Here is a 26875-nt window from a genome sequence, read left to right as displayed (position 1 = left end):
TCAAGATGACACAAAAAACGCCCTGCCAATTGGATACACTAGCAAAATTCCGATGGTGAAATCCGACTTGTCTTTTGTCATTATAAAGCGTATGCACTTCTTAATAATAAAAGGGGCAATAGATGCGAAGAGTCGGTGACTGTTGCATCGTTATGGTTTGCGGACGTCCGGGCGATGTCTGCTGCGTAGCGGTACGGCCGATGGAAAGAGGCGAGGTCTGTGTTTCGTTCTCCGGGGCGGAGGGCCTGCTTTGACACTGCCAGTTTGCTTCAGTTTGAATGTGAACGATGCCGTCGAGAGCGTCGAAGCAAGCCCGGAAACACCCCTTCTCTATATCCTCAGAAACGATCTCTCCCTCAACGGCCCGAAATACGGTTGCGGGCTCGGTGAATGCGGCGCTTGCGCCGTTCTCGTCGATGGTCGCTCCGTGCGCTCCTGCACCGTGCCTCTGGGTGCCGTCGGCACTCGCCGCGTCACCACGCTTGAGGGTCTCGGCACGCCCGAGCATCTGCATCCAGTCCAGGCGGCGTTTATCGACGAGGCCGCCGCTCAATGCGGATATTGCCTGAACGGCATGATCATCGCCACCACAGCCCTGCTCAATCGCAATGCCGATCCCGACGAGGACGCGATCCGCGAGGCGTTGCGCCATCATCTGTGCCGTTGTGGAACGCACATGGAAATACTTGCCGCGGCCAGGCGGGCGGTCGCCTATTCCAGGGCCGAACGGACGCGACGATCCACGCCGGACGATATCTCACCAAAAGCTGCGAAGGAGGTCTCCCTGTGACCGACCACCGCCAAATGCCGAAATCCGCCTATATGTCGGCCGCCGACATGCTGCTTGTTGTCAACGATACGCGGCTTGGCGACGGTGCGGAACTCTACATCGCGGTGGGCGCCGATAGCCGTGTGACTGCGTTCAACGGCCATGTTGACTTAGGGACGGGCATCCGCACCTCTCTGGCGCAAATCGTCGCCGAAGAGCTCAGCATGCCGTTCGAGCAGGTGGACATGGTGCTCGGCACGACCTCCGCCGCGCCCAACCAGGGCGCGACCATCGCCAGCGAAACGATCCAGATCACCGCAGTGCCACTGCGCCAGGCCGCCGCCACCGCCCGCCATCATTTGCTCGCCAAGGCGGCTGAGAAGGGCGGCGTGCCGCTTGAGCGGCTGCGACTGGAAGATGGCATCATCCGTGCCGATGGCGGCGAGAACTGGCAGCTCAGCTTCGGCGACATCGTCGCCGGCAGCCATGTCAGGCTGTCGATCGATAAATACGCGGCCCTTAAGCCGGCCTCGGACTATAGACTGGTCGGCTCGTCGCAGCCGCGCGTCGATATCCCCGAGAAGGCCACGGGGCGCTGGACTTATGTGCATGATGTGCGCGTGCCGGGCATGCTGCATGGCCGCGTCGTTCGCCCGCCTTATGCGGGGTTCGATCACGGCGATCATGTCGGAAACAGCCTGATCTCTATCGACGAAACATCGGTTGCGCACATCAACGGGCTGGTCGGCGTCGTCGCCCTCGGCGATTTCGTCGGCGTGGTCGCGACCCGCGAGGAAAACGCTATCGAGGCGGCCAAGAGCCTGAAGGTCGTGTGGCGCGCGCCGCCCGAGTGGCCGGATCTCAACGCGCCGGAAAAGGCGCTGCGCGCCAATCCGTCGACTGCGCGCAAGCTTGCCGATCTCGGCAATGTCGATATGGCCCTGGCCGGCAGTGCCCAGCCGATGAACCGCACCTATGTCTGGCCCTACCAGATGCACGGCTCGATCGGACCGTCCTGCGCGGTGGCCGATTACAACGAGGGCGGGCTAACGGTCTGGTCGGGGACGCAGAACCCGTTTCCCATGCGCCGCGATCTGGCGCTGCTGCTCGACATGCCGGAAGAGCTGATCCGGGTCGAGCGGTTGGAAGCCGCCGGCTGCTATGGCCGCAATTGCGCCGATGACGTCACGGCCGACGCGGCGCTGCTGTCGCGGGCGGTAAAGGCACCTGTCCGGGTGCAGCTGACGCGCGAGCAGGAACATGCCTGGGAGCCGAAGGGCGCCGCCCAGATCATGGATGTGCGCGGCGGTATCGATCTGGAGGGCGGTCCGTCCGCCTATGATTTCGAAACCCGCTATCCCTCCAATCTGGCGCCGACCCTTCCCTTGATCCTCACCGGCAAGGTGCCGCCAGTTTCCGACGTCGTGCAGATGGGCGATCGCACCGCCATCCCGCCCTATGCCTACGGGAACCTCCGCGTCACTGTGCACGATATGCCGCCGATCGCGCGTGCTTCCTGGTTCCGCGGCGTGTCGGCAATGCCCAACACCTTTGCGCACGAATGCTACATCGACGAACTGGCAGCCGCCGCCGGCGTCGATCCGGTCGAATACCGGCTTCGCTACCTCCACGATCCGCGCGCCGTCGACCTGGTGCATGCGCTGGCCGAGCGGGCGAAATGGGTGCCGCATACGACATGGGGCACGCTGGGCGGCGAGGGCGACCTGCTCTACGGACGCGGGTTTGCCTATGCCGTCTACATCCATGGGCCGTTTCCGGGCAAGGCCGCCGCCTGGGCCGCCTGGGTCGCCGATGTCGCCGTCAACAAGAAGACCGGAGAGATCGCGGTCACCAAGGTGACCTGCGCGCAGGATTCCGGGATGATGATCAATCCCGACGGCGTGCGCCACCAGATCCACGGCAATATCATTCAATCCACCAGCCGGGTGCTGAAGGAAAAAGTCGAATTCTCGTCGACCGCCGTGCAGTCGAAGGAATGGGGCGGCTATCCGCTGATCACCTTCCCCGAGGTGCCTGATATCGACGTGCTGATGGTGCCGAGGCAGGACGAGCCGCCGCTCGGTGTCGGAGAATCCGCCTCCGTTCCCAGCGCCTCGGCCATCGCCAATGCCGTTTACGATGCCACCGGCATTCGCTTCCGCGAACTACCGCTGACGCCGGAGCTGGTACTCGCCGCGCTGAACGGCAAGACGGATGAAGCGCCGGCTGCCCCGGTGGCGAAGAAGCGGAAGTGGTGGAACATCGGTCTGTCGGCCGTCGGTGCCGTCGCCGCTTTGTCCGGTATCGTCACAATGGCCTCGCCTTGGCGTTCTGCTATCGGCACTATTCCGCGACCCGATGCCAACGTCTACAGCCCGGCCACCATCGAACGCGGCAGGCTTGCGGCCGCGGCCGGCGCCTGCAATGTCTGCCATGTCGGTGATGACGGCACACCCTTTGCCGGCGGCCGGCGCTTCGACACGCCGTTCGGCGCCGTCTATGCCACGAACATCACCCCGGACACTGAAAGCGGCATCGGCGCGTGGTCGTATCCAGCCTTCGAACGGGCCATGCGAGAGGGCGTCAGCCGCGACGGCCATCACCTCTATCCCGCCCATCCCTACACCTCGTTCGCGGGCGCCGAGGAAGCCGATCTTCAGGCACTCTACGCCTACATGATGACGCAGGCGCCGGTGGCCGAGAAGGCGCCGGATACAAAGCTGAAATTTCCCTACAGCATCCGCGCGATGATGGCGGGCTGGAATGCGCTGTTTCTGAAAGCGGAGCCGTTCAAATACGTCGAGACCCGTGGTGCGCAATGGAACAGGGGCGCCTATCTCGTCGAGACGCTCGGTCACTGTTCGGCCTGTCACACGGACAGAAATGTGCTGGGCGCGGAAAAGAGCGGCAGCGCCCGGCTCTCCGGTGGCTTTGCCGATGGCTGGGAGGCGCCGGCTCTCAATGCCTTCGCCAAGGGCCCTGTCAGCTGGACGGCGGACGCCTTCTACGACTATCTGCGCACCGGACATTCGCGCGATCACGGCAGTGCCGCCGGCCCGATGGCGCATGTCGTCGAAGTCATGCAGCCGCTGCCGGATAACGATATCCGTGCCATGGCAACATATCTCGCCAGCCTCAACGAGGCCCCCGCCGATAGCAAAGCACAGAGCGAGGCCGCCATTGCCGCAAGTGAAGCGGCCAAGGCTGTCGCCGCTCGGGTTTCGCCGAAGGGCGAGCGGCTGTTCAACGGCGCCTGCGCCACATGCCACACCGGAAACTCGATCCTGTCGTCGCTGGCGCTCAACAGCAACCTGCATGCGGCGACGCCGGACAATCTCATCCAGGCGATCCTGAACGGTGTCGAGGCGCCGGCGATTCTGGCGCAGACCACCGGCCGTGAGGCCCCGGAAGTGATGTCGATGCCGGCCTTTCGCCAGACGCTGAACGAAAGCCAGATCAAGGATCTTGCCGACTATCTGAGAGCGCGTTTCGCGCCCGACAAGCCGGCCTGGACGGAAACGACCAACGCCATGCAACGCGTGACGGCGGCAACCCACTAGGGAGCAGACGATTGGAGCAGATCCGAACCGGGCAGGACATCGATCGCCGCGACTTATTCGAGAACCCGACAACAGCGTTCCGGCCGTCGGCCTACTGGTTCTGGCATTCGATCCCGACAGAGGAGGTCTGCCACGCGCAGCTTGCCGATTTCAAACAGAAGGGGATCGGCACGATCCTGATCCAGGCTCGGCTTGCGATGTCGCGCGACGACTACTTGTCGCCGGGCTACCTCGTCGCCTATCGCGCTGCGGCCGGCATCGCCGCCAAGCTGGGGCTGAAGCTCGGGATCTACGACGATTATAACTGGATCAGCGGGCACGCCGGCGGCCGGACAGTCGTGGACCGCGACGACCTGCGCGAGCGCCATCTGTTCTGGATGTCCTCAGGAGATCTGCGGGGTGAGATCAGTGGCATTCATCCGCCTTTCACTCGGAAGATGGGATCGGACATTTTCGAGTGGCAATATGAAGGCGGTCGGGTCGAGTGGTGCGAATGGATGGTCGCGTCGGCCCTGCTGCATTCCTCCGGTGAGGTTGGCAGTCTGGACGAGATTGTCGATGTGACCACGCAGACATCAGTCGTTAGAAGCGACGGTGTTTCCTGCACCTACGCATTCGACGGGGAGATTAAAGACGGCCAGACGATAACGGTATTCATCAGCGCGCGCTCCACGACGTCCCGGTTGATCAACTACCTCCTGCCGGAAGCCACGGTGCGATTTATCGACGTCGGGCTCGATCCGCTCGTCGAAGCGCTTGGTGATCTCGTGCCTGATCCCGTCGGCTTGGTCTTTTATGACCAGCCGGCGGCCGGCTTTTACAAATGGGATCAGATTTCGGGCAGTCTTGGCAACAGTCTGCTATTTGCTTCGACGCTGCCGGATGCCGTTTTGCAAAACACGGGCCAGCCGTTCGCCAAGACGCTGCTGGCGCTGCTGCGCAATGTCGGGCCTGACACCTTGCGGCTGCGCGCGCAATTTTATGCCGCTTATTCAGCCCTGATGAACGATGCCTTCTCGGGCACGCTGCGTCGATGGGCCGAACGCAAGGGCATCGCACTCACGGGGCACGAAATCCTGCCGCATATCAGTTCGTGGGCCTTGAACGGGGGCTTCACCAGCATTGACCCCAGGGTCGCGCTTGCCGTGGATTTCTTCGGCATCGATGCCTACAGGCATGAGACGACGGTCGACTCCAACAATTTCGTCGCACAGCTGGCGCCCAAGCTCGGCGATTCCGTTGCCCGCTCGAATGGCCGCAGCCGCTGTGTCGTCGAAACCTATGCCAGTGCCGAGCGAACGCCGGTGCGCGCCGCCGGGCAATGGGAACTGACGCTGGAGACGATGCGGGCGCAGGCAATCCGGCTTTATTGCCTCGGCACTCGCCAGTTTCTATGGCACGGCGTCTACCAGACGGATGGGCGCGACAACGATCCGACACCCTTTGCCAATCCGCGTTTCGATTTCGCGCCGGGCATCAACTTTGAGCCCTGGTGGGGCTATCATGACCTGTTTTCGCAGGAGACCGCGCGTATCTCAGCCTTCATCGAGCCGGCCACACCCCGCACCCCGGTCGCAATCCTCTATCCACTTCATACCGCCTTCGCAGAAGGCCCACGCCACGGCCATGCCACCCACATCGGTGCATGGTGCGAAGGGCTTCTGGCCAGGCGCTGCGACTTCATGTTCGTCAGCGAGGCCGATCTGGCCAAGGCGAGGATCGAGGACGGCCAGATGCTGGTCTCGGGGCTGGTCTTCGATGCCCTGATCCTGCCATCGGTGACCGTGCTGGAGACGAAAAAAACGGTGCGGGCACTGGAGACCTTCCGCGCCGCTGGCGGAGTTGTCTGGTCCTCCGGAGATCGCCTGTCGACCGTTTGCGATGCCACCGATCCGGTGGCTGCGGTGGCGTCGACGCATATCGATCGGATGCCCGGCGGCAGCGATATCGACGCGCTGCTGGCAGGGCTTCCGCCGTCCGGTCCTGTCATCACCGGCCATCCCGCGGACCGGCTCTGGCAATGGGTCGGATACGAGGACAATGGCTGGTGGCGGATCGTTCTCTTCAACGATGGTGCAGCCGCGCTGGAAAGTGAGATTTTCTTCAATGACGGTTTCGACTGCGAAGTCTGGTCCGCCACGACAGGCAAGATCGAGGAGGCCGCTGCCTTCAGTCAATTGACCGTCACGCTCGAAGCGCAGGAAGTGCGCTGCCTCCGCCTGCGTCAGACAACGCATGGGGGCGCAGGCGATGGCCATCTCTCGAACCAGCCAGCGCTTGACCTCGCGCGCGCCGTCTCACTTGTCGATGGTTGGAGTTTTGCGCCGGCGGCCAGTGCAGCATTCGTGCCGATTTCGGTCGAGACCGGATGGGAGACGCAGGGATTTGCCGATTTGTCCGGCACCGGGATCTACCGGCTGGCGCTGGAGATCGGCGACGAGGCCGACTGGTTTCTCGAGTTGCCTGACGTCGCGACCGTGGTCGCCGCCAGCCTGGACGGCCGGCAGATCGATCGGCGGGGCTGGCGGCCCTATCGTTTTGCGCTCGGCCGGTTGCGTCCTGGCGTCCATTCGCTCGAGTTGCGCGTCGCCAACACGGCGGCAAACCGATATTACGCCAACACGCCTTATCTCGGCGATACGGCCGACAAGAGCGGCCTGTCCGCAGTACCGAAACTTATTCCGCTGACACACTGACCGGAAGTTACAGAGCCATGCTACAACATTCGACAATCCCCCTGATGCGTGCCTGGAACAGCTGGTCAAGCCGGCCGGCCGAAATGGTCTTCCTGCCGCTCGGCGTGCGGATCACGCCGGTTCTGTATTCAACGCGTAGCAGGACGACCTCCGCGATAGAGCCGCGGCGCGACGCCGTTCGCCTCGGCCGTCACACCATTGACGGCTCGTTGATCGAGCTGGAGACAGACCTCAGCGGTACGACGGTCTCGTTTTCGACGACCAAGACCGACCCCTTCGCCGTACGCGGCAGGTGGACCGGCAAGGTGTCGGCCGAATGGGGGCTGCGATTTTGGGTGACGCTGGCGATCTCCTCCGATGGCGGTGAGGTGGCGGTCCATGATGCGGCACGCAACATTACGCTGCTGAAGGTAGGCACGCGATTTGTGGCGGTCGCGACCGCCGAGGCGCCGGTGCACGTCACCGGCCACGACACGATCGACGCGCTGCGGGCGGACTTCGAGGAGAACGGCTATTTCTACACCGCCACGCGCAAAAACGAAGCGCCGGTGATCGCCCTGCGCTTCAATCTTGAGATGATGCGCCAGGGCGCCTATGCGGCGGGCGTCGCCGACAGCGCCGAGCTCGCGATCGCAAAGGCGAAGGCCTGCCTTGCGGCCGGCGCGCCGGCTGAGCTCGCCGTGGCGCAGACCGGCCTGTTCGAGGGCGCCCTCGACGCAATGCGCGACGTGGTCGCCTGGAACACCATCTGGGACGAGACCAACGCGCGGCCCTATACGGCGGTGACGCGGATTTGGAATCTCGGGAAATTTGCCGTCTGGTTCAACGACCAGATTTTCGCGGCCCTTCTCGCCGGCGTGTTCGACGCCGATCTGGCGCGCGAAAACATGGCGACCGCCATGGCCGGCGCAACGCCGCAGGGCAATATCGCCTGCATCGTCACGTCCAACGATGCCTGGGTCGATCGCACCCAGCTGCCGTTCGGCGCGCTCGTCGTCTGGCAGCTCTACCAGCGGACCGGCGAACGGTCGATGATCCAGGCAAGCTACGACGCGCTGGTGCGCAATCGGCGCTGGTGGCAGGACAATCGCGATCCCGATGGTTTCGGCCTGCTGTCCTGCGGCACCTCTGATGTGGGTGAGGGCCTGTACAAGGGCACTGCCTTCGGCGCGCGCAACGAGACCGGCATGGACAACTCTGCGACGCATGACGAAGCGATCTACGATCCCGTCACCCGGACGCTCTCGACCTTCGACCTCGGCCTCAACTGCGCGGCCGCTCTCGATGCCGAAATGCTCTCAAAAATGGCCGTCGTGCTCGGCAAGCATGACGATGCCCGCCAATTCGCCGCTTTGGCCGAACGCCACCGGACGCTGATCTCGGAAACGCTCTGGGATGAAAGTCGCGGCATCTTTGCCAATCGACAGCGGCGCGGTGGTTTTGTCCGATCGCTGTCGCCGACCAGCTTCTATCCGCTGCTTTGCGGCGCCGCGACGCCGGCTCAGGCGGCGCGCCTGCTTAAACATCTGAGCGACGAGACCACTTTCGGCGGGGACTTCGTGCTGCCGAACGCGACGCGTGACGATCCGGCCTTCGCCGACAACGTCTACTGGCGCGGCCGCATCTGGCCGAATGTCAACTACATGGTCTGGCTCGGCCTGCGTCGCTACGGTTTCACGGCCGAAGCGAGCAAGCTCGCCGGCCAGAGCTACGACCTGTTCATGAAGAACTGGCGCGAGGATCGCATCGCCTCCGAAAACTACAACGCCGTGACCGGCGAGGCACTGGACCAGGGTGACACCGACCCGTTCTACATCTGGGCCGCCATGCTGCCATTGATGGCAACCGGCGAAATCGTCGAATTTGATCCGTGGACGGGCTGGACAGTGCGCAACACCGGCCGCGACCTGGCGCTCGGGCCAATGTTGTCGCCATCGGGGACTTTGCATCTGCAGGTCGAGGCCGCTGCTTTGTCGATGACGCTCAATGGTCGCGTGATGTTGCGGACGGACCTGCAAACGACGCTGTCGCGCATCGTCATGAGCGATGGACGACTGGCCTGCACCATCGCGCCTGTTGCCGCAGCTGGCTACATCGATCTGCCTCGGTTGGATATCGGCGATGTCCTTGCTGTTCGTCTTGATGGGCGGGGGATCGGCTATGTTGCAAGCGCAGAAGGCATACGCCTCACGATTGCTGAAAGCGCGCAGGACCGCCGACTCGACATCTATTTTTCCGCTGCAGACGCAAGGTAGCGCTTGACACCTGTCAATTCGTCATTAATAGTTTGTATGCAAATAAAAAAATAAAAAGACTGATTTCAAAGATCAGAGGGTTTGAACTAAAGGTCCACCGACAATCGAATGATTTAGGTGGGTCATTATCGAAGTCTGGCACCGATATCTCGGTTATGAAGTCATGTTCCGCTCTTTGCGGCGCAGGCTTTTGCTCGCCTGGAAATCATGCGCCTCGAGCCTTCGCTCTCCTCTGGTTATAGTTGGTACACAAATTAGTTGATGTGCATTTGGCATGTCTTCTGTTTTCGGCCTTGCCGATCCGTTGAGGTCGCTGACCGCGGTCACGATCGTCCATAACTGTGTATGTTCAAGAGGGGTGCCACAATGACTGAACTCACCAGACGCAACACCATGAAATTAATGTCCGCGGCGCTTGTCGCTGGCGTCAGCTTCTCTAGCCTCCCGCGCAAGGCTTTTTCGGCGGGCACCATCACGGTCCTGAACTGGCAAGGCTACGGAACGGACGAAAAATGGTCTGTCGAGGCTTTCGCGGCAAAGACCGGCATCACGGTCGTTCACGACTACTATAGCTCGGAATCGGAAATGCTCACCAAGCTGCGCACCAATCCGGGGGCTTATGATCTGGTTATCCTCAATGCTGCGCGTTGCGCCCAGGCGGTTGCCGAAGACCTGCTGCAGCCGATCGATTTCAGCAAGGTTCCAAACGCCTCAACGGTCGATGAGACCCTCCGCGCCAACCCGAACTTCAGCAAGGACGGCAAGGGCTATGCCGTTCCTTGGGTCTGGGGCATGACCTCGCTTGCCATCCGTGAAGGCATGACCGTTCCCGACAGTTATGCGGTCCTCGCAGACCCGGCCTATAAGGGTCGTGTTGCCATGGACGACGACGCCATCATCAATGTCGGTGTCGGCGCGCTGATGAGCGGGCAGGACATCAACGATCCCAAGGATCTGGCTGCTGTCACGGCCGCGCTGAAGTCCATCAAGCCGAACGTCAAGTTGCTGTGGTCGACGGAAGACCAGTGGAACAAGTCGTTCGCCGCCAAGGAATTCGACCTGTCGCTGTTCTGGTCGGGCGGTTCAGTGCGCTCCAAGCGCGTTTCCAAACTTCCCGTTCAGTTCGTAGTGCCTAAGGAAGGCGGCGTCGGTTGGGTCGACGGTCTCGGGATTCCGTCATCGGCGCCGAATCCAGAAGGTGCTCTTGCCTTCATCAACTGGATGATCGATCCGACATTTTATGTCGAGTGGGCAACCAAGATAGGGGCGCCCGCCTCGTCGAATTCGGCAGCCCTTTCGGCACTCCCCGCCGACGATCTCACGCGTTTGGTGCACAAGACCGAGTACTTAAAGACGACGTCCTTTGTCTCGGGCATTCCCGACGACCGCCGTGAAGCCTTCAACAATATCTGGCAGGAAGTGAAAGCCTTCTATGCAGAATGATCGAGTGATTTCAGCGTCAGAGCGCGGACCTTCGGGTCCGCGCAGCCGGCGCCCGCTCCCCCCATGGATATCGACGACGGCACTGCTGCTGCCGACCTATGGATGGCTGACACTTGCCGTTTTCCTGCCGCTGCTGACCATGCTCGTGTTCAGCTTCATGTCCGCGACACCGATGGGCAAGGCCCCGATCGTCTTTACGCTGAAGCAGTACCGCGCGTTCATCGACCAACCCTATCTGGTCGGGATTGGCATCACGTCGCTGCTGATCGGCTTCTGGACGACGCTGTTCTGCGCAGTGCTGGGTTTCCTGGCGGCTGTGGCTTTGGTCCGCTCGACCTTCGGCAAGACGCGTGAGATGTTGTTGATCCTCATTCTCCTGCCATTCTGGACCAACGGTCTTGTGCGCGTCTTTTCGTGGACCATGGTACTCCGGGAAAACGGCTTCCTTGACAATCTCCTGCATATGATCGCGCCCGATGCCGGATCGATCGGTTTTCTTTATACGCGCTATGCCATCGTGGTCGGTCTTGTCCACGGCTATCTGCCCTACATGATCCTGACTTGCTACATCGCGCTTGTGGCTATCGATGACGCGATCATTGAGGCTGCATCGAGTCTCGGCGCGCGCTGGTGGACCATTTTGTTCAAGATTTTAGTGCCGCTCGCCGCACCCGGCCTGATTTCTGGCTCCGTCCTGATCTTCATTCCGGTGATCGGCTCTTTCATGGAACCGCGCATCCTGGGCGGACGTGTCGGCGTCACCATGGGAACGGTGATCGAAGACCAGTTCACGCAGGCCTTCAACTGGCCGCTAGGCGCATCTTTGTCCTTTACGCTTCTGGCCGTCGTGCTCGCCATTTTCGCAACCTTCTCCGGCGCTCTGCGCCGTGGCACGGTAGCTTGAGGAGAGGATCATGAAACCGCTTGGCCGTATCTATCTCATTGCGATCCTTATCTTCCTCTACACGCCCATTCTCGTGATGATGGCAATGGGGTTCAACGCATCGCCGCTCTATGAACTGCCCTTCAGCTTCTCGTTGCAATGGTATCAGGCTCTGTCGAGCAACACCGTGCTTCTGACGGCTGGCCTGAACAGCATCGTCATCGCCACGATCACGGCAGTGCTGGCGACGGCGCTTGGGACCATGGCTTCGGTGGCGCTGTCGCGACGGACATTCCGCGGCAGGAGCCTGCTGCAGCTAATGCTACTGCCGCCGATTGCCATTCCGTGGCTGATTACCGGCACGGCGATGCTGATCTTTTTTTACTGGAGCGGCATCGGGCGTGGCATGCATGCCCTGCTGATCGGCCACGTCGCACTCGCAATCCCCTATGTGGTTCTGGTGGTCGGGACCGGCTTCCGTACTATTCGTGCCGATCTGGAAGAAGCAGCCATGAGCCTCGGATCCACACCGGTTCACGCCTTTTTCTCGGTGACATTGCCGCTGCTCTATCCCAGCATCCTAGGCGCCGCGCTGTTTGCCTTCGCGGTTTCGCTCGACCAGTTCGTGATTTCCTACTTTCTCGCAACGCCCGGCTACACCACGCTGCCGGTGCAAATCTACTCCTCGATCCGCAAGGGCTTCACCCCCGAAATCAACGCGATCTCGACCGTACTTCTGCTCGGCTCGATGACGATCATCCTGATTTTTGCGCGTTTCGCCAAGCCTGGAGACACTCGTGACAAACGTTAAAGTCAATTCCGTCGCCAAGACCTACGGCACCACGCCCGTCCTGTCGGATATCACCACCGAGTTTCCCGAAGGCTCCTTCACCAGCCTTCTCGGCCCATCCGGTTCCGGCAAGACCACGCTTCTGCGCATCATCGCGGGCTTCATCAAGCCCGACCAGGGTATCGTCAGGATCGGCAACAACGATGTCACCGACATCCCTGTCTGGGGCCGCAACATTGGCATGATGTTCCAGTCCTACGCACTTTTCCCGCATATGACGATCGCCCAGAACGTCGCCTTCGGTCTCGAACGTCGAGGCATCAAGGGCGCCGCCGCGCGCAAGGAAGTTGATCGGGCTCTTGAGATGGTCCGTCTTCCCGGCTTCGGCGACCGCACGCCCAAGCAACTGTCCGGGGGGCAGCAGCAGCGCGTCGCACTGGCCCGCGCCATCGTCATCAAGCCGAGCGTACTTCTTCTCGACGAGCCGCTGTCGGCGCTCGATCGCCGCCTTCGCCAGGAGATGCAGGTCGAACTACTGCGCATCCAGCGTGAAAGCGGCCTGACGACGATCTTCGTCACCCACGACCAGGAAGAAGCGCTGACGCTGTCCGACAAGGTGGCCATCCTCGACAAGGGCCGCATCGTCCAGATCGGCGAGCCGGAAACCGTCTACGAACGGCCACTGACGCGCTTTGCAGCGGAATTCCTCGGCGATTCCAACTTCCTCACCGGGACGGTGGATAATGGAGCCGTGCGTCTGGCCGATGGGACGGTCGTCCGGACAACCGGGACGTTGCCATCAAGCGGATCCAAAATTACGCTTGCGGTTCGTCCGGAAAAGATGTCGATCGTATCTGGTCCGACGGACGGCAATAGCCTAACGGCACGCATCACCACGGTCATCTATGCAGGTCCCGTGCTTTCCTATCTGCTAGAGACTGCCGATGGCCTGCCGCTGAAGCTGTTTGCGCAGAACCGCGATGGGAAGATTCTGAGCGATGGAGACAGCATCACCCTGAGCTGGGCCCCGGAACACACCGTCTCGGTGGCCGACTGATCATGGCAACCGCGCCGCTCTCCAAGAATACGTTGCATGTCGTCATCGACATGCAACGTCTGTTTGCCGAGGAAACGGCGTGGCATACACCAGCAATCACCGATATTCTTCCGAACGTGCTGGCGCTCAGCCAAGCGCGCCCGTTCGACACGATCTTTGTCCGATTTGTGGTTCCGCAGAACGCGGAAGATGCAAAAGGCCGCTGGAAGAACTACTATCGCCGCTGGTCATCGGTGACGCTGGATGAGCTCGACGCGACCGTGCTGGATCTGGTCGCGCCGCTGGCGGCGATCGCCGGTCCTGGCTCCATCGTCGACAAAGAAACCTATTCCGTCTTCGGTTCGCCTGGTTTCGCCCGCCGCTTGCAGAACTCGGGAACGGACACTCTGATTTTCTCAGGCGTCGAGACAGACGTCTGCGTCTACGCGAGCGTTCTCGATGCGGTGGACGCCGGCTACCGGGTCATCCTGGCCGAGGATGCGCTGGGAAGCGGTGACATGAAAGCGCACGCCATGGTAACCGAGATCTTGGTGCCGAGGCTTTCGGAGCAGATCGAAATCTTATCGACAGAAGCCATCCTGGATTTATGGCGAGACTGAGTTCGACAATGCGATTGCCAATCACGACGAACAAGCAGATTTGAGAGATCCGATGGATGTTCCCTTCAAAGACAAAGGCGGCCGCAGGAAGGCGGCAGTGCCTAAGGTTCAAGGCCAGCAGGCCGAGTATGCGCTTGGCGAACAGATCGGCTTCTATCTGCGGCAGGCAAACCAGCGGCACGTGGCTATCTTTGCGAGCCTGATGGCGGAGAAACTGACCACGACCCAATGGGCAGCGCTGGTCAAGCTCAACGAACTGCAGCCCTGTTCGCAGGGCAATCTCGGCCGCGAAACCGCCATGGACATGGCGACAATCAAGGGGGTCGTCGATCGACTGGTGAAGCGCGGGCTGGTTCACACAGCACCCGACGCAACCGACGCACGGCGGCTGGTGCTGACGCTGACGCCGGACGGCGAGGCGACGGTGGCTCGCAACCTGTCGGTCGCACTGCAGATTTCGCAGGAAACACTGAGTAACCTGACGGTTGCCGAGCGCATGATGCTAATGGAACTCCTTCAGAAAATCTGCTGAGCCGACGCCTGCCGTAACCTCGGAGACTACCCATGTTCCAGCTCAGCGAAGACGAAATCCCATCGCTCGTTGGCCAAATGACCGTCGGCGAAAAGGTCGCTCTACTGAGCGGACGCGGGCTGTGGAAAACGGCATCGATCGAAAGGCTCGGCATCCCTTCGGTCGTCATGACTGATGGTGCGTATGGCGTGCGCTATTCGACCACCCAGATCGACGCCGGCGACAACGACGAAGACAGTCTCCAGGCATTCCTCGAGCTGGTCGGGCAACAGGGCGATGGGCCAGGCGGCATGTTCGGCGCCACCCGCCCGGCCACATGCTTTCCAAACGGCAATCTGCTCGGCTGTTCCTGGGATATCGATCTTGCCTACCGCATGGGGGCGGCACTTGCGGCCGAGTGCCAGGATTTCGGCGTTCATCTGCTACTTGGCCCCGGCATCAACATCCGGCGCACGCCATTGGCTGGGCGGGCCTACGAATATTATTCCGAGGATCCCGTCATCAGTGGTGAACTCGCTGCTGCTGTCATCTCAGGCCTGCAGGATCATGGCGTCGGCGCCTCGCTGAAGCATTTCGCCTGCAACAATTCGGAAATCGAGCGAACCACGACCAGTTCCGATGTCGACGAGCGGGCCCTGCGCGAAATCTATCTGGCGGGCTTCGAGCGGGCAATCGAAAGGAGCGCGCCGTGGACCGTGATGAGCGCCTACAATCCCCTGAACGGCATCCAGGCAGCCGAGCATCATTGGCTGCTCCGCACCGTGCTGCGCGAGGAATGGGGTTATGACGGGCTGGTCGTCTCCGACTGGCATGCGATCAAGGATCGTGGCGCCGCGCTCAATGCCGGCACCGAACTCGACATGCCGGAAAGCCAGCCGCGCAAGGCGCGCCTTCACGCCGCGATCGAAGCCGGCGACGTGCCGACTGAGTTGATCGATGCCGCCTGCGCCAGGGTTCTGGCGTTCGTGATCAAGTGCAAGATGCACGAGAAGCGCGGCACGGCGGCGGATCTCGACGCGCACCATGCGCTGTCACGCGAAATCGCGGCGGAATCGATCGTGCTGCTGCGCAACGTAGGCAAGGCGCTGCCACTTGATCCCGGCCGCCCGGGCGAGCTTCTCATCGTCGGCGATGGCGCTGTCATTCCGGTCATCCAGGGCTCCGGCTCGGCCACCACCAATCCTTATCGCGTCGACAGTCCCTTGGCTCAGATCGCCAAGCGGGCCGGAGACACCTTGACGGTGCGGCATCAGCCCTTCTCCTGCGCCGCGCAGGGGGACATGTTGGCCTCGATCGAGGCGATCGTTGAGGCTGCGTCACACGCCGATGGCGTTGTGGTGTTCGCGGAAAACGAGAAGAGCCGCCACGGCGAAGGCAATGACCGCGACACACTGAAGCTCGCCGCTAGCCACGACGCCCTCATCAAGGCACTGGCGTCAGTCGGTCGCAAGATCGTCGTCGTGCTGTCGATGCCGGATACCGTCGAGATGCCGTGGCTCCACGATGTTGATGCCGTGCTTGCCAGCTTCTATGCCGGGCAGGGCGGCGGCGAAGCGATCGCCCGTATTCTGTTCGGCGAGCAGAACCCTTGCGGTAAACTCTCCGCCAGCATGCCCGCGCGCGTGAACGATATCCCAGGATGGCACACCTACCCGGGCGAGCACGGGCGGCATGTCTATAGCGAGGGTATTTTCGTCGGGTATCGGTTCTATGATTTAAAAGAAATCGTCCCCGCTTTCCCGTTCGGGCATGGGCTCAGCTACACCTCGTTCACGTATGAGAATATGGAGCTCGACAAGAGCGAGATCGGCGCGGATACGAGTTGCGCGGTGCGTGTTACTGTCCGTAACAGCGGATCGGTCGCCGGCAAGGAAGTGGTCCAGCTTTATGTGCGCCCGCTTGCGCCCGGCCTGAAGCGGCCAATCCGCGAGCTCAAGTCCTTCGCCAAGCTGCATCTGCAGCCTGGCGAGACGAAGACGGTGAGCTTGACGCTGAGGCAGCGCGATTTCCGCTATTTCGATACGGCACGCTCCGCCTGGGTTCTCGATGCGGAGGCTTTCGTGATCGAAGCTGCGGCATCCTCCCGCGATATCCGCTTGTCAGTTACTCTGCCATGTAAATTGCCCGCTCCCGTGTTGCCACTGATTTCGCCCAATTCTCCAACAGCCCTCGTCTTTGCCCACCCTAGGGCTGAAGCTGTTCTTGTCAGTTTCTTCGTCGCCAGGCTTTCGATCTCAAGTGCAGAAGCTACGGCGCTCCTTGCAAAAACGAAGGGGTCCTTTCTCGGATTTTACGACACTTTGAGCTGGTATGTCGGAGATAGCGTCAAAGAGACGGATATCGCCAAGATCTTTGCAGGGCTAAACGACAATTGACCTGAGGGCCGAAATGACAACCGCAATACACGCAACCGACCCACTTTTTGCTGCCGAGGAATGGATAGCGGCTGGTCGTGATGTTTCGATTGCGACCGTGATCGAAACCTGGGGTTCGGCGCCGTGTTTGGCGGGCAGCCATCTGGTGGTCGACGCTGATGGCAATTTCGAAGGCTCGGTCTCCGGCGGCTGCATCGAAGCTGCGGTGATCACGGCGGCCATCGATGTGATTGCCGACGGCAAGGCGCAGATGCTGGAATTCGGTGTCGCGGACGAAACTGCCTGGCGAGTCGGCTTGTCCTGCGGCGGGCGCATCCGCGTCTATGTCGAAAGGATCGGCTGATGCGCCTCAACAGTCTGCAAAGCCTGAACGCCGCGCGTCGAAAACGTGTTGCCGCAGTGCTTCTGACCGATCATCATGCCGACGAGGAGCATGTCATCCTGGAAGGTGACCCGATCGAGGAACCGTTTGTCGCACTCGTCGAACGTGCCTTTCGGTCCGGCCGCTCTATAGCCTTCGACAGCGCTTCCGCAAGCGGCTTCGTCAACGTTTACATGCCCGCCCCGCGTATTGCCATCATCGGCGCCGTCCATATCAGCCAATGTCTGACGCAGATGGCAAGGCTCGCTGGCTTCGATGTGCGGGTCATAGACCCTCGCACGGCCTTTGCGACGCGGGATCGCTTTCCTGACGTGCTGCTGTCCGCCGATTGGCCTGCCGATGCGCTTACGGCCGATCCGCTCGACCGTTACACCGCCTTGGTCGCGCTCACCCACGATCCGAAGATCGATGATTTTCCCCTGGCCGCGGCATTGCGCACCGGCTGCTTCTACATTGGCGCACTCGGCAGTCAAAAGACCCACGCCGCGCGGACCGAACGCCTTGCCGCGGACGGCTTTGGCGCCGATGCACTTTCAACCATCCACGCTCCGATCGGGCTTGATATAGGTGCGTCCAACCCCGCCGAGATCGCCGTGGCCATATTGGCTCAGGTCATCCAGGCGCTTCACTCGCGCCGCCCTTCGCTCTCCTGGGATGGGCCGCAATGAAACGCCCTCAGTTCTTGCCGACGACGCTGGCTGGTCGCCTCATGCGCTACGACCTACGGAAGAAGCCCGTTCGAAGCGGCATGTACTATGCCAAGGCGACCTTGTGTAGCTGGAGCGGGCAGGCCTTCGTCAAGGTGACGGCAGCCCGCATCGGCGATACCATTCGGAGAGATGCCGCCGCCCATTGCCGATGAAGCCCGCGACTGATCATCGTCGTCGGTGCATGGCGATTTCATTCCCGCAGTCCTGCGCGTCGACATCCCGATGGATCCGGGAAACCTCATGGTTTTTCGGCGAGATCGGTACCTGTTATGCCGTCGGGGATCCGGGGTTACGCCCGCGGCCCAAAACGGAATGGCTTCGATCGACTGCCGGAGCGGATTCTAGCAGGGGAACATCCCAACGGGTACGATATTGGTCGCATGGGCGTGGGTGGACTGCTAATGGAAATCCAGACAGGGTCGATGCCGCGTGAGACCTTGAAGGAGACGTCATTGCAGCCAAAGGTCGCAATCGTCCTGCTGGCGGCAGGAATGGCAACGCGCATGGGCCCGAATGGTGGTCACAAGCTGCTGGCTGCTTTTGACGGCATGCCGCTTGTTCGCCGGTCAGCCCTGATCGCGATGGGTAGCGATGCCGCATCGGTCACGGTTGTCGTCGGCCATCGTCAAGATGACATCCGCAAGGTCCTGGTCGATCTCCCGGTGACGATCATCGCAAATCCGGCCTACCCGGCGGGCATGGCAAGTTCGCTTACGACGGGCTTTGCCGCTGCCGCGGCCGACGACACGGAGGGCGTTCTCGTCATGCTCGCTGACATGCCGGGCGTGACCACAGACGATTTGAACAGAATGATCACCGCGTTTCGAGACGCCAATGGCGCATCTATTGTTCGCGCCGTGTCGCAAGGCAAGCGCGGAAATCCGGTCATCCTGCCGCGGTCGCTGAACGATGCCGTTCTCCGCCTGGAGGGAGATGTGGGCGCCCGCCATCTGATCGAAACCTCCGGGCTGGCGGTGACAGACGTCGAGATTGGTGATGCAGCGCAGATCGACGTCGACACGCCGGAGGCGATCATTGCGGCCGGCGGGACACCTGCTGGAACAGTCTGAAGGCTTATAATGTTGACTGAGCCAACCTCGGCGAGCCGTGATCTCGTCGTACGGCTGTCACTGACGGCTATCTGCCCGACAAGCTAGCCAGGGACGGCGCCTGTGTTCGAAGGGCTATGTCACGTTGTTCGCTTAATCGCCGACGCAGTTGCTCCGGTCACGACTTTCCAATGCGCTGATGCGATGACTATGGGTGCCAAGGGCTGAGCGTTTCTGGTGAGACGGGACGAAATAGTTCTGGTTGCTGAAAAGACCGAGATGAAACGTTGAAAGCCGCCGGCAGATCGAAATCCATGCATCATCCGTTCTCGTTTTCGAGGTGGCACATGAGAATTCTCAGCGCGATTGTTCAGGCCCATATTGCGAAGCAGGTAATAGTGCAGTGCGTCCTTGGTCTGATAGTACTCCACGAGGCCCATCGATGCCGTTGCCCGCCGATTTTCCGATCTTTCGCCGTCTACCGTTAGGTAGCCATGAACGAAGATCGATGACGGGAGCAGCACTTCGGCAGACAGGAGTATCGCTGGCCATTAAATCGCGTGAAACTTGGAAATTTCCTTGCCGACAAAGTGGGAGGGCTCGCCTTGCTGTGCCCAGTTTCGCCAGAACAGGTTTCGTCGGAACCGTAATCGAGCCTTCTGAGATAGTTCGCCAGAGCATCGAACCAGACATAGATAACGTCGTTGCTCCCAGGCACGGGCACGCCCCAGCCGCGTGCTCGTTCAGCACTACGCGACACGCTGATGTCCTCTAGTCCCCACCGAAGCCTTCGACTTTCTTCTTCCGTCAGCGGATAACGACTGGGTTCACCGCTCCAGATCAGCCATCGGCGCGCTGCCGAACATGCTCTTGTACTCGCGGCTGAATTGCGACGGGCTTTTATAACCTACCTCATACGCCACGCGCGAAACATTGGTGCTGCCGCCGGCAAGGAGCTTCCGCGCCTCAAGCAAACGGATATGGCGTTGAAACGCAAGTGGGCTGAACCCGGTGACTTCCTTGAAATGCCTGTGAAAGCTTGTAACGCTCATGTGAGAAGCCGCCGCCAGCTCAGGAATATTGACAGGCTCGCTATGATTGGAAGCGAGCCAATCGGCCGCCGACTTGAGTTGTTGAAATCGGCCGTTTCTCTGGCTGACCTGTCGGAGCGTGTCGCCCATCGAGCTCTGAAGCAGGCGATAATAAAGCTCAAACTCGTAGTGCGGTGCCAGCGCACCGATATCGTCGGGCGCTTTCAGCAGCCCTACGAGGCGAGCAAATGCGTCGCCGACGGGTCCGTCCAGACCGCCGGCGGCGACTGCGCATGTCCAACGGTCCTCACGCTTGGGGATATCGAGCATGACGCGCGTCAGAATATCGGCATCAAGATGAAGGCTGATGCCGACATAGGGGAAATTAGGCTTAGCGCCGGTCAATTGGTGGCTGTAGGGCAGGCCAAAGGACGATACCGCGCAAGCGCCTGTGGCCAGTTCGAACCGATTGGCGCCCATGATCAAGACTTTGGTTCCGCGCAACACCGCATAGAACATGGGTTCGAACACCGCCGGAGTGGGCGACGTGGCCCTTGTGCTTGTCCAAATCGTCAAGCGCGGAACGGGGGTAGGAACGCCGACTGTACCCGCATGCGCCGAAACAAATGGAGCAACGGCGTTCAGCAGAAGCGTCGATGGCTTCACAGGGTCGAACATCACGCCAGCATGTAGTGATTTGGTAGGATCAGGCAAGTGTCTGGGAAGATCAGGAATGTTGCCTGCGTCGCAACCGCCTATTTTGAGGCTCAACAAAAGCCTGCCGGAGCAGCCCGTAGCGAGGAATGAGCCTCCAAATCGGCGTCAAGGCGACAGGAATAGGAAAGGGTTCGACCATGCAGGAACTAGCTGGAAAGAACGCGCTCGTCACCGGTGGATCGCGTGGCATCGGGGCTGCGATCGCGATTGCTCTGTCGGAGAAAGGTGCGAACGTTGCGATAACGTACGAGCGATCCGCCGACAGCGCGGAGCGACTTTTCCGGACTATTGAAAGGAATGGGGGCAAGGCAATGGCGATACAGGCCGACAGCGCGGATCCTTCGGCCATCCAGCGGTCGGTGGACGAAACTGTCCGCACGCTGGGCGGTCTCGACATTCTCGTCAACAATGCGGCGATCGCGCGATACAACAACATTGCAGATTTCACGATCGAGGACATCGACGCGCTGCTTGCCGTTAACGTGCGTGGGCCTGTTCTGACCGCAAAGGCTGCCATCCCCCACCTCAAGGAAGGCGGGCGCATCATTACCATCGGATCAGCGGGCGCGGATCGCATAGCCGGCGTGCCTGGTACGGTCTACTATATGACCAAAGGCGCGCTCCAGGCATTCAACCGTGGCCTCGCCCGCGAACTGGGCGCCCGAGATATAACGGTTAATCTCGTCCAGCCTGGATCGACAAATACTGACGCGAACCCCGAGACGGGGGAATTCGCCGACTATCAGCGTGGTCTCACCGCCCTTGGCCGCTTCAACCAGCCGGAGGATGTCGCAGCAGCAGTCGCTTTCCTCGCAACGCCGGCCGCCCGGCAAATCACCGGCACCATCCTTACGGTGGACGGCGGCGCGCTTGCGTAGTGTTTGGTAATGGCTATTGGTTGCTCGGGCTGACGGCGTTCTACTCAAAGTATCTGCCGACATAGTCGCGGGCCTGCGCGTCAGCTCCGGGACCGTCTCGATCTGCCGCTCTATATCCGTTAGACGGGCTGTTCGTTTCCTTGCCCGCTATGATCGAAACACTCGATGAGCATTTCGGTCAGGACGCGGACCTTTCTAGAGGGGTGCTGTCCCGGCGGACGAACGACATAGATTCCGGCCGGTGGTGGCGGATGATTTTTCATGACCGTCACTAGCGCGCCGGAATTGATATAGCCCTGGGTGAGGCCATCGGGGAGGGCAGCGATACCCAAACCGGCCGCGGCAGCGACGACGAGAGCCGCCCCGTTGTCAGCCTTGAAACGGCCCTGCGGGCGAATGGTCAGGATCTTGTCGCCGTCCATCACCTGCCACGTTTCCATCCCCTGCATAAGCGCCTGATGCGTGACGAGTTCCTCCGGTGTTTCGGGGGAGCCATGGGCTTTGATATAGGCGGGGCTCGCGACATATTTTCCGTGGAGGGGGCCGACTCGTCTTGCAATCAGGTTGGAATCTTGCAGCGTGCCAACCCGGATCGCGCAATCAAACCCTTCCGCGATCATATCAACGAAACGGTCGCTATAGCTGGTCTGGATCTGCAGTTGCGGATGGCGAGATGCCATTTCCGCCAGAACAGATGCAAAGTGGGTGGGGCCGAAGGAAAGGGGTGCGGCTACTCTCAGGCGGCCGCTCAGTTCGCCGGCGGGCAGGATCGTGTCTCTGGCCAAATCGATCTCGGCGCTGACCCTGGCGGCATAATCCCGGAAAGTGGCGCCTGCTTCCGTCAAGGACGCGCCGCGTGTCGACCTTGCAAGCAGCTGGACGCCAAGCTCAGCCTCAAGCCTTACGAGCCGTCGGCTGACCATTGATTTGGAGACACCCAGCCGGAGCGCAGCAGGCGTCACTCCGCCGGCATCCGCAACCTCCACAAACGTCCGCAGATCTTCGATCTCCATCCTGCGTTCCTCGTTCCGCGACACTGTTCGGCACAAACGATGACTACCGCATCGAAATCGGGAATGACAAGATCCTTTCTCAGACGGCGCTTCGGAGGGTGTTCGCCCCTCCTGCAGTGTGTCTCAATCAACCGCCAACATAGGATGTAAATATGACCTTTCGTAACGGCCTTGACTCACTTCTTCGTCCCGAAGACTCCGTCCTCGTCATGATCGACCACCAGCCTTATCAGCTCGCAAACGTGAACAGCCACGATCCGCAGGCGGTCGTGAACAACACGACGGCGCTTGCGAAAGCGGCAAAGGTTTTCAACGTCCCTACGATCCTGACAAGCGTGATTGCCGGTCGCGGTGGCTTGCTCTTCAAGCACCTCACTGAAGTTTTCCCTGGGCAGGAGGTGATCGACCGCACATTCATCAACACCTGGCAGGACTCGAAAGTGGTGGACGCGGTCAAGGCCACCGGCCGCAAGCAGCTCATCATTGCTGGTCTGTGGACCGAAGTCTGCGTTGCGATGCCGGCTATCCAGGCTGCCGGCGAGGGCTGGGACGTTACGGTGATTACCGACGCATCGGGTGGCACCTCGGTCGAAGCGCATCAGGTCGCCATCCAGAGGATGATCGGAGCCGGCATCAACATGATGACCTGGCTCGCGATCGCCGCCGAATGGCAGCGCGATTGGGCTCGCGAGGAGACCGCGGCTGCACTGACGGACGTCATCATCGAGCATGCCGGTGGTAGCGGCATCGCCTATCTGTGGGAGCAGCAGCTCCTCAATACGCCGGTTCAGGCGGCCAGCCGGGTCGGTCTTTAAAAGCTGACTGGGATGGCGGAATCTCGAATTGGTGTCACCGTAAAGGCCCCAAAGTCGAGCCTCGCCATCCCGACTCAAGTTCACGCTTGGCCCAGCCGTCCACCGACGCTGCGACCACCGTGACGGCGACAATCTGAGGGCGGAAATGAAACTGGCCTGGTAGCGACGACAACGAACCGCGCAATCAACTTAAGGACCAAGCATGGAAATTGGTATCGACAGTTTCGCAGCCATCCTTCCTGATCCGAAAACGGGTAAGCTCCCGTCACCGTCGGATCGCATGGCCGAGCTTATCGAGGAGGTCGTTGTCGCTGATCGCGTCGGGCTCGACGTCTTCGGTATCGGTGAGCATCATCGGGCTGAGTTTCTCGACTCCGCTCCGACTGTCATTCTGGCCGCCGCCGCGGCCCGCACTACCCGTATCCGGTTGGCGAGCGCGGTCACGGTTCTAAGCGCGGCCGATCCGGTGCGTGTCTTCCAGGAATTCGCGACGCTCGACTTGATTTCCAGGGGGCGTACCGAGCTCGTGGTCGGTCGAGGCTCCTTTGTCGAGGCCTATCCGCTATTCGGCCTGGATACGCGTCATTATGACGAGCTCTTCGCCGAAAAGCTCGATCTGTTTCTCAAGCTCGGCGAGACGAGAGATATCACCTGGGAAGGCCGCTTTCGTCCGCCACTCAAAGGGCAAGGCGTCTTTCCGCGTCCACATCAATCGCGGCTTCCAGTCTGGATCGGCGTCGGCGGTTCTCCAGAATCCTTCGCACGCGCCGGTGTGCTTGGCCTTCCTTTGATGGTGGCGATCATCGGCGGCAGCTTCGAGCGCTTCCGGCCATTTGTCGATCTCTATCGCGAAAGTGGCCTGCGCGCCGGGCATGATCGCCAAAAACTTAAGGTGGGAGTCCATGCAATGGGTTTCGTCGGCGAGACCGACACTGCTGCAAAGGATGCCTTCTTTCCCGGATGGGCGCATCTGACGACGAAGATAGGCCGTGAGCGCGGCTGGTCGCCTCCGACGCGACAACAGTTCGAGATCATGGCGGGTCCCGACGGTGCATTCCTGATCGGCGATCCGAAAACTGTAGCGGCCAAGATGCTGCAGGCAAGCGAAACGCTTGGCGGCCTTTCGCGCATCACCTTTCAAATGAGTACGGCTTCGCTTGAAACGGCCGCGATGAAGCAGTCGATCGAGCTTCTGGGCACGCAGGTCGCTCCGATCATCAGGGCGGCACGATAGGACGGGTATCCACAGTGTCGCAACGGAGGAATGCCAGATGGACATCGAAGATCTGCGGGTATTCGTCGAGGTTGCCGATTCGGGAGGTATCACTTCGGCTGCGCGTCGACTGGGGGTCTCCAAGTCGATGGTCAGCCGCGCCCTTATCAGGATCGAGGGAGCACTCGGAACCCAGCTTCTTGCCCGAACGACCCGGGGAGCCGGTCTGACGGAAGCAGGGGTCCTGTTTCGGGATCATGCAGCGCGGGTATGTGCCGAGATCGACACTGCGCGCGAGGCGATCCTGCCCGAAGGTGACCTTCGTGGACGCTTCCGAATTGCAGTTCCGCTGACATCGGGTCCGGTACATTTCGCACCGGTTCTGGCCAAGATGGCGCGCCACCACCCGCAGCTTCAGATCCATGCCGACTATAGCGATCGGTTCGCTGACTTGATCGTCGATGGGTTCGATTGTGCAATCCGTGTCGGTGCTCTTCGCGAGTCGAATTTGATCGCAAAACGCGTCGGCCAGATCTACGGCAAGCTGGTGGCGAGTCCGGACTATATAAGATTGCATGGCTCGCCGGAGAAGCCGGAAGAGATAGCATCACACCACGCTCTGGTCGGTGCGGAGACTTGGCGATTCAGGGATGGCGAGAAAATCATCACAGTGCAACCGCAGGGCCGCTTCAGGACCGACAACGGCATGGCGCTTGCGAGCGCGGCCGCTGAAGGGCTCGGCATCGCCTGGCTCCCCGATTGCGTCACCCGCGACTACCTCGCTTCAGGGGCTCTCGTTCCTATCATGACACGTTTCCCGCTGCCGGTCGGCGGGGTCTATGTCGTGCGGCCTCCCAGCCCGCACCCATCCCGAAAGGTTCGGATCCTCTCGGAGTTCTTGATCGAATCCTTTGAGAAACACGGGCATCTTTGGGGTGCCGAGACTGATGCCGCGACAGCGGGTTCCGCTTTCCGCGACACAGTGTAGCGTTTCCCAAACCTAGTCGCGGGTGCTGTAGCTTTCTAGTTTCGGTGGCGGCTTTGGCCAACCGGGTAGCAGAGCGGAAGGGAAGCTCGGCGGCGCTAACCCTGCAGACTGAAAAGGAGAACATGCATGAGTTGGAACCCCGCAATCGCGCCAGCCTGTCCGGAGGATATCGGCTTGGATGCGATCGACACTCTCATCATCCCACGTTCGCGCGACCTTGGTGGCTTTGAAGTTCGGCGCGCCTTGCCTGCACCGAAGCGCCAGATGGTGGGACCTTTCATCTTCTTCGATCAGGTCGGGCCTGCGGAATTCCTGACTGGACAGGGCATCGATGTGCGGCCGCATCCGCATATTGGCCTCGGCACCGTTACTTACCTCTATCGCGGCGAATTTCATCACCGCGACAGCACCGGGGCCGACCAGATCATCCGTCCCGGCGAGTTGAACTGGATGGTTGCCGGGCGAGGTGTTTCCCACTCCGAGCGCACCACAGCGGCGGGTCGAAACGGGCCACAAAGCCTGCTGGGAATCCAGACCTGGGTGGCGCTTCCCGACAGCCACGAAGACATGACGCCCATGTTTGAACATTATGGTAAGAACACGCTTCCGATGGTCGAGGATCGCGGTGTCAAGCTGCGGCTTATCCTGGGTAATGCCTACGGCGAGGCCGCTCCCGCAACGATGTTTTCCGATACTTTCTATGCCGATGTTGCACTGGAGGCAGGCGCTCGCCTGCCCTTGCCGGATAATCATGAGGATCGCGGGATCTATATCGTTGAGGGCTCGATCTCGATTGCTGGCCAGGACTTCGAAGCACCGCAGATGATGGTGTTCCGTCCCTGTGACAGGATCACGGTCACCGCCGGGGGCCAAGGTGCAAGGCTGATGGCACTTGGCGGAGCCACACTTTCAGGACCACGCCACATCTGGTGGAACTTCGTCGCTTCTTCCAAGGAGCGTATCGAAGAGGCCAAGGCCGAGTGGCGCGCCCAGAACTGGGGGAAGGGGCGTTTCGATCTCCCGGTTGACGACAGGGATGAGCACATTCCCTTGCCCGATTGATTTTTGCCGATCGGCTTCAATTTGGAGACCAACTGAGAGGGGCGGGTCGGCGCCTTAA

23 protein-coding genes and 2 pseudogenes are annotated in these 26875 nt (G+C 60.9%); 20 read left to right on the top strand and 5 right to left on the bottom strand.

From position 1 onward, the window contains the following. Positions 1–250 precede the first annotated feature (250 nt). The 15 genes from U5G49_RS30850 to U5G49_RS30780 all read left to right on the top strand — a co-directional run bounded on the left by U5G49_RS30850 (position 251) and on the right by U5G49_RS30780 (position 19121). Complete coding sequence (locus tag U5G49_RS30850; protein ID WP_246289206.1) at positions 251–790, top strand: (2Fe-2S)-binding protein; 540 nt, start codon at positions 251–253, stop codon at positions 788–790. Continuing rightward, complete coding sequence (locus U5G49_RS30845) at positions 787–4329, top strand: molybdopterin cofactor-binding domain-containing protein (RefSeq protein WP_193445328.1); 3543 nt, start codon at positions 787–789, stop codon at positions 4327–4329. The genes U5G49_RS30850 and U5G49_RS30845 overlap by 4 nt, the downstream gene beginning before the upstream one ends. 11 nt (positions 4330–4340) lie before the next feature. Further along, a complete protein-coding gene (locus U5G49_RS30840; protein WP_193445327.1) occupies positions 4341–7025 on the top strand; it encodes a carbohydrate-binding protein in 2685 nt (894 codons plus the stop codon). 17 nt (positions 7026–7042) lie between these two features. Further along, positions 7043–9280, top strand: coding sequence for an MGH1-like glycoside hydrolase domain-containing protein (locus U5G49_RS30835; RefSeq protein ID WP_168331585.1), 2238 nt, complete (start codon positions 7043–7045; stop codon positions 9278–9280). A gap of 366 nt (positions 9281–9646) precedes the next feature. Continuing rightward, complete coding sequence (locus tag U5G49_RS30830) at positions 9647–10723, top strand: ABC transporter substrate-binding protein (RefSeq protein WP_032981498.1); 1077 nt, start codon at positions 9647–9649, stop codon at positions 10721–10723. Next, a complete protein-coding gene (locus U5G49_RS30825; RefSeq protein ID WP_018245253.1) occupies positions 10713–11627 on the top strand; it encodes an ABC transporter permease in 915 nt (304 codons plus the stop codon). The genes U5G49_RS30830 and U5G49_RS30825 overlap by 11 nt, the downstream gene beginning before the upstream one ends. Before the next feature lie 10 nt (positions 11628–11637). Beyond that, entirely contained in the window at positions 11638–12417 is a 780-nt protein-coding gene (locus tag U5G49_RS30820) for an ABC transporter permease (protein ID WP_018245252.1), read from the top strand. Further along, a complete protein-coding gene (locus tag U5G49_RS30815) occupies positions 12404–13453 on the top strand; it encodes an ABC transporter ATP-binding protein (RefSeq protein ID WP_018245251.1) in 1050 nt (349 codons plus the stop codon). Before U5G49_RS30820 ends, U5G49_RS30815 begins: the two co-directional genes overlap by 14 nt. Positions 13454–13455: 2 nt before the next feature. Further along, positions 13456–14052, top strand: coding sequence for a cysteine hydrolase family protein (locus U5G49_RS30810; RefSeq protein WP_193445326.1), 597 nt, complete (start codon positions 13456–13458; stop codon positions 14050–14052). 52 nt (positions 14053–14104) lie between these two features. Further along, a complete protein-coding gene (locus U5G49_RS30805; RefSeq protein WP_018444488.1) occupies positions 14105–14584 on the top strand; it encodes a MarR family winged helix-turn-helix transcriptional regulator in 480 nt (159 codons plus the stop codon). 32 nt (positions 14585–14616) lie between these two features. After that, the gene (locus tag U5G49_RS30800; RefSeq protein ID WP_193445325.1) at positions 14617–16959 is read left to right on the top strand and encodes a beta-glucosidase family protein; all 2343 of its coding nucleotides are present in this window, start codon (positions 14617–14619) and stop codon (positions 16957–16959) included. Between the two features lie 13 nt (positions 16960–16972). Beyond that, complete coding sequence (locus U5G49_RS30795) at positions 16973–17302, top strand: XdhC family protein (RefSeq protein ID WP_130716195.1); 330 nt, start codon at positions 16973–16975, stop codon at positions 17300–17302. After that, positions 17302–18009: an XdhC family protein gene (locus U5G49_RS30790; protein WP_018245246.1), complete on the top strand. Its 708-nt coding sequence runs from the start codon at positions 17302–17304 to the stop codon at positions 18007–18009. Before U5G49_RS30795 ends, U5G49_RS30790 begins: the two co-directional genes overlap by 1 nt. Continuing rightward, positions 18006–18203 carry a hypothetical protein gene (locus U5G49_RS30785; RefSeq protein WP_018245245.1) on the top strand — a complete coding sequence of 66 codons (198 nt, stop codon included), beginning with the start codon at positions 18006–18008 and terminating at the stop codon, positions 18201–18203. The genes U5G49_RS30790 and U5G49_RS30785 overlap by 4 nt, the downstream gene beginning before the upstream one ends. Before the next feature lie 249 nt (positions 18204–18452). Next, the gene (locus U5G49_RS30780; protein ID WP_245503413.1) at positions 18453–19121 is read left to right on the top strand and encodes a nucleotidyltransferase family protein; all 669 of its coding nucleotides are present in this window, start codon (positions 18453–18455) and stop codon (positions 19119–19121) included. A gap of 119 nt (positions 19122–19240) precedes the next feature. Here the strand turns inward: U5G49_RS30780 and U5G49_RS37195 are convergent. From U5G49_RS37195 to U5G49_RS30765, 4 genes and pseudogenes are all read right to left on the bottom strand, one after another. Beyond that, a pseudogene (locus U5G49_RS37195) lies at positions 19241–19477 on the bottom strand (IS6 family transposase); the annotation flags it as partial. Between the two features lie 51 nt (positions 19478–19528). Beyond that, positions 19529–19624 (bottom strand): annotated as a pseudogene (locus U5G49_RS37190) (hypothetical protein); the annotation flags it as partial. Next, a complete protein-coding gene (locus U5G49_RS30770) occupies positions 19585–19860 on the bottom strand; it encodes a class I tRNA ligase family protein (RefSeq protein WP_312861318.1) in 276 nt (91 codons plus the stop codon). The gene U5G49_RS30770 and the pseudogene U5G49_RS37190, both read right to left, overlap by 40 nt. A 67-nt stretch (positions 19861–19927) precedes the next feature. Continuing rightward, positions 19928–20902, bottom strand: coding sequence for an AraC family transcriptional regulator (locus U5G49_RS30765; protein WP_246289204.1), 975 nt, complete (start codon positions 20900–20902; stop codon positions 19928–19930). An 83-nt stretch (positions 20903–20985) separates the two neighbouring features. Here U5G49_RS30765 and U5G49_RS30760 point away from each other — a divergent pair, with 83 nt between their 5' ends. After that, positions 20986–21726: an SDR family NAD(P)-dependent oxidoreductase gene (locus U5G49_RS30760; protein WP_193445418.1), complete on the top strand. Its 741-nt coding sequence runs from the start codon at positions 20986–20988 to the stop codon at positions 21724–21726. Between the two features lie 119 nt (positions 21727–21845). On the opposite strand, the gene U5G49_RS30755 is transcribed toward U5G49_RS30760, so the two are convergent. After that, entirely contained in the window at positions 21846–22739 is an 894-nt protein-coding gene (locus tag U5G49_RS30755; protein WP_047620188.1) for a LysR family transcriptional regulator, read from the bottom strand. A gap of 152 nt (positions 22740–22891) precedes the next feature. Here U5G49_RS30755 and U5G49_RS30750 point away from each other — a divergent pair, with 152 nt between their 5' ends. From U5G49_RS30750 to U5G49_RS30735, 4 genes are all read left to right on the top strand, one after another. Beyond that, positions 22892–23554, top strand: a complete 663-nt coding sequence (locus U5G49_RS30750; RefSeq protein ID WP_047620189.1) for a hydrolase — start codon at positions 22892–22894, stop codon at positions 23552–23554. A gap of 202 nt (positions 23555–23756) precedes the next feature. Then, positions 23757–24788, top strand: a complete 1032-nt coding sequence (locus U5G49_RS30745; RefSeq protein ID WP_047620190.1) for an LLM class flavin-dependent oxidoreductase — start codon at positions 23757–23759, stop codon at positions 24786–24788. A gap of 37 nt (positions 24789–24825) precedes the next feature. Further along, a complete protein-coding gene (locus U5G49_RS30740) occupies positions 24826–25755 on the top strand; it encodes a LysR family transcriptional regulator (RefSeq protein ID WP_193445324.1) in 930 nt (309 codons plus the stop codon). 126 nt (positions 25756–25881) lie between these two features. Then, positions 25882–26817 carry a pirin family protein gene (locus tag U5G49_RS30735; RefSeq protein ID WP_193445323.1) on the top strand — a complete coding sequence of 312 codons (936 nt, stop codon included), beginning with the start codon at positions 25882–25884 and terminating at the stop codon, positions 26815–26817. Positions 26818–26875 lie beyond the last annotated feature (58 nt).

Source organism: Rhizobium indigoferae (assembly GCF_034554815.1).
Lineage (GTDB): Bacteria > Pseudomonadota > Alphaproteobacteria > Rhizobiales > Rhizobiaceae > Rhizobium > Rhizobium leguminosarum.
The sequence above is the reverse complement of the archived record's forward strand: the minus strand, read 5'-3'. Positions and strand labels throughout refer to the sequence as shown.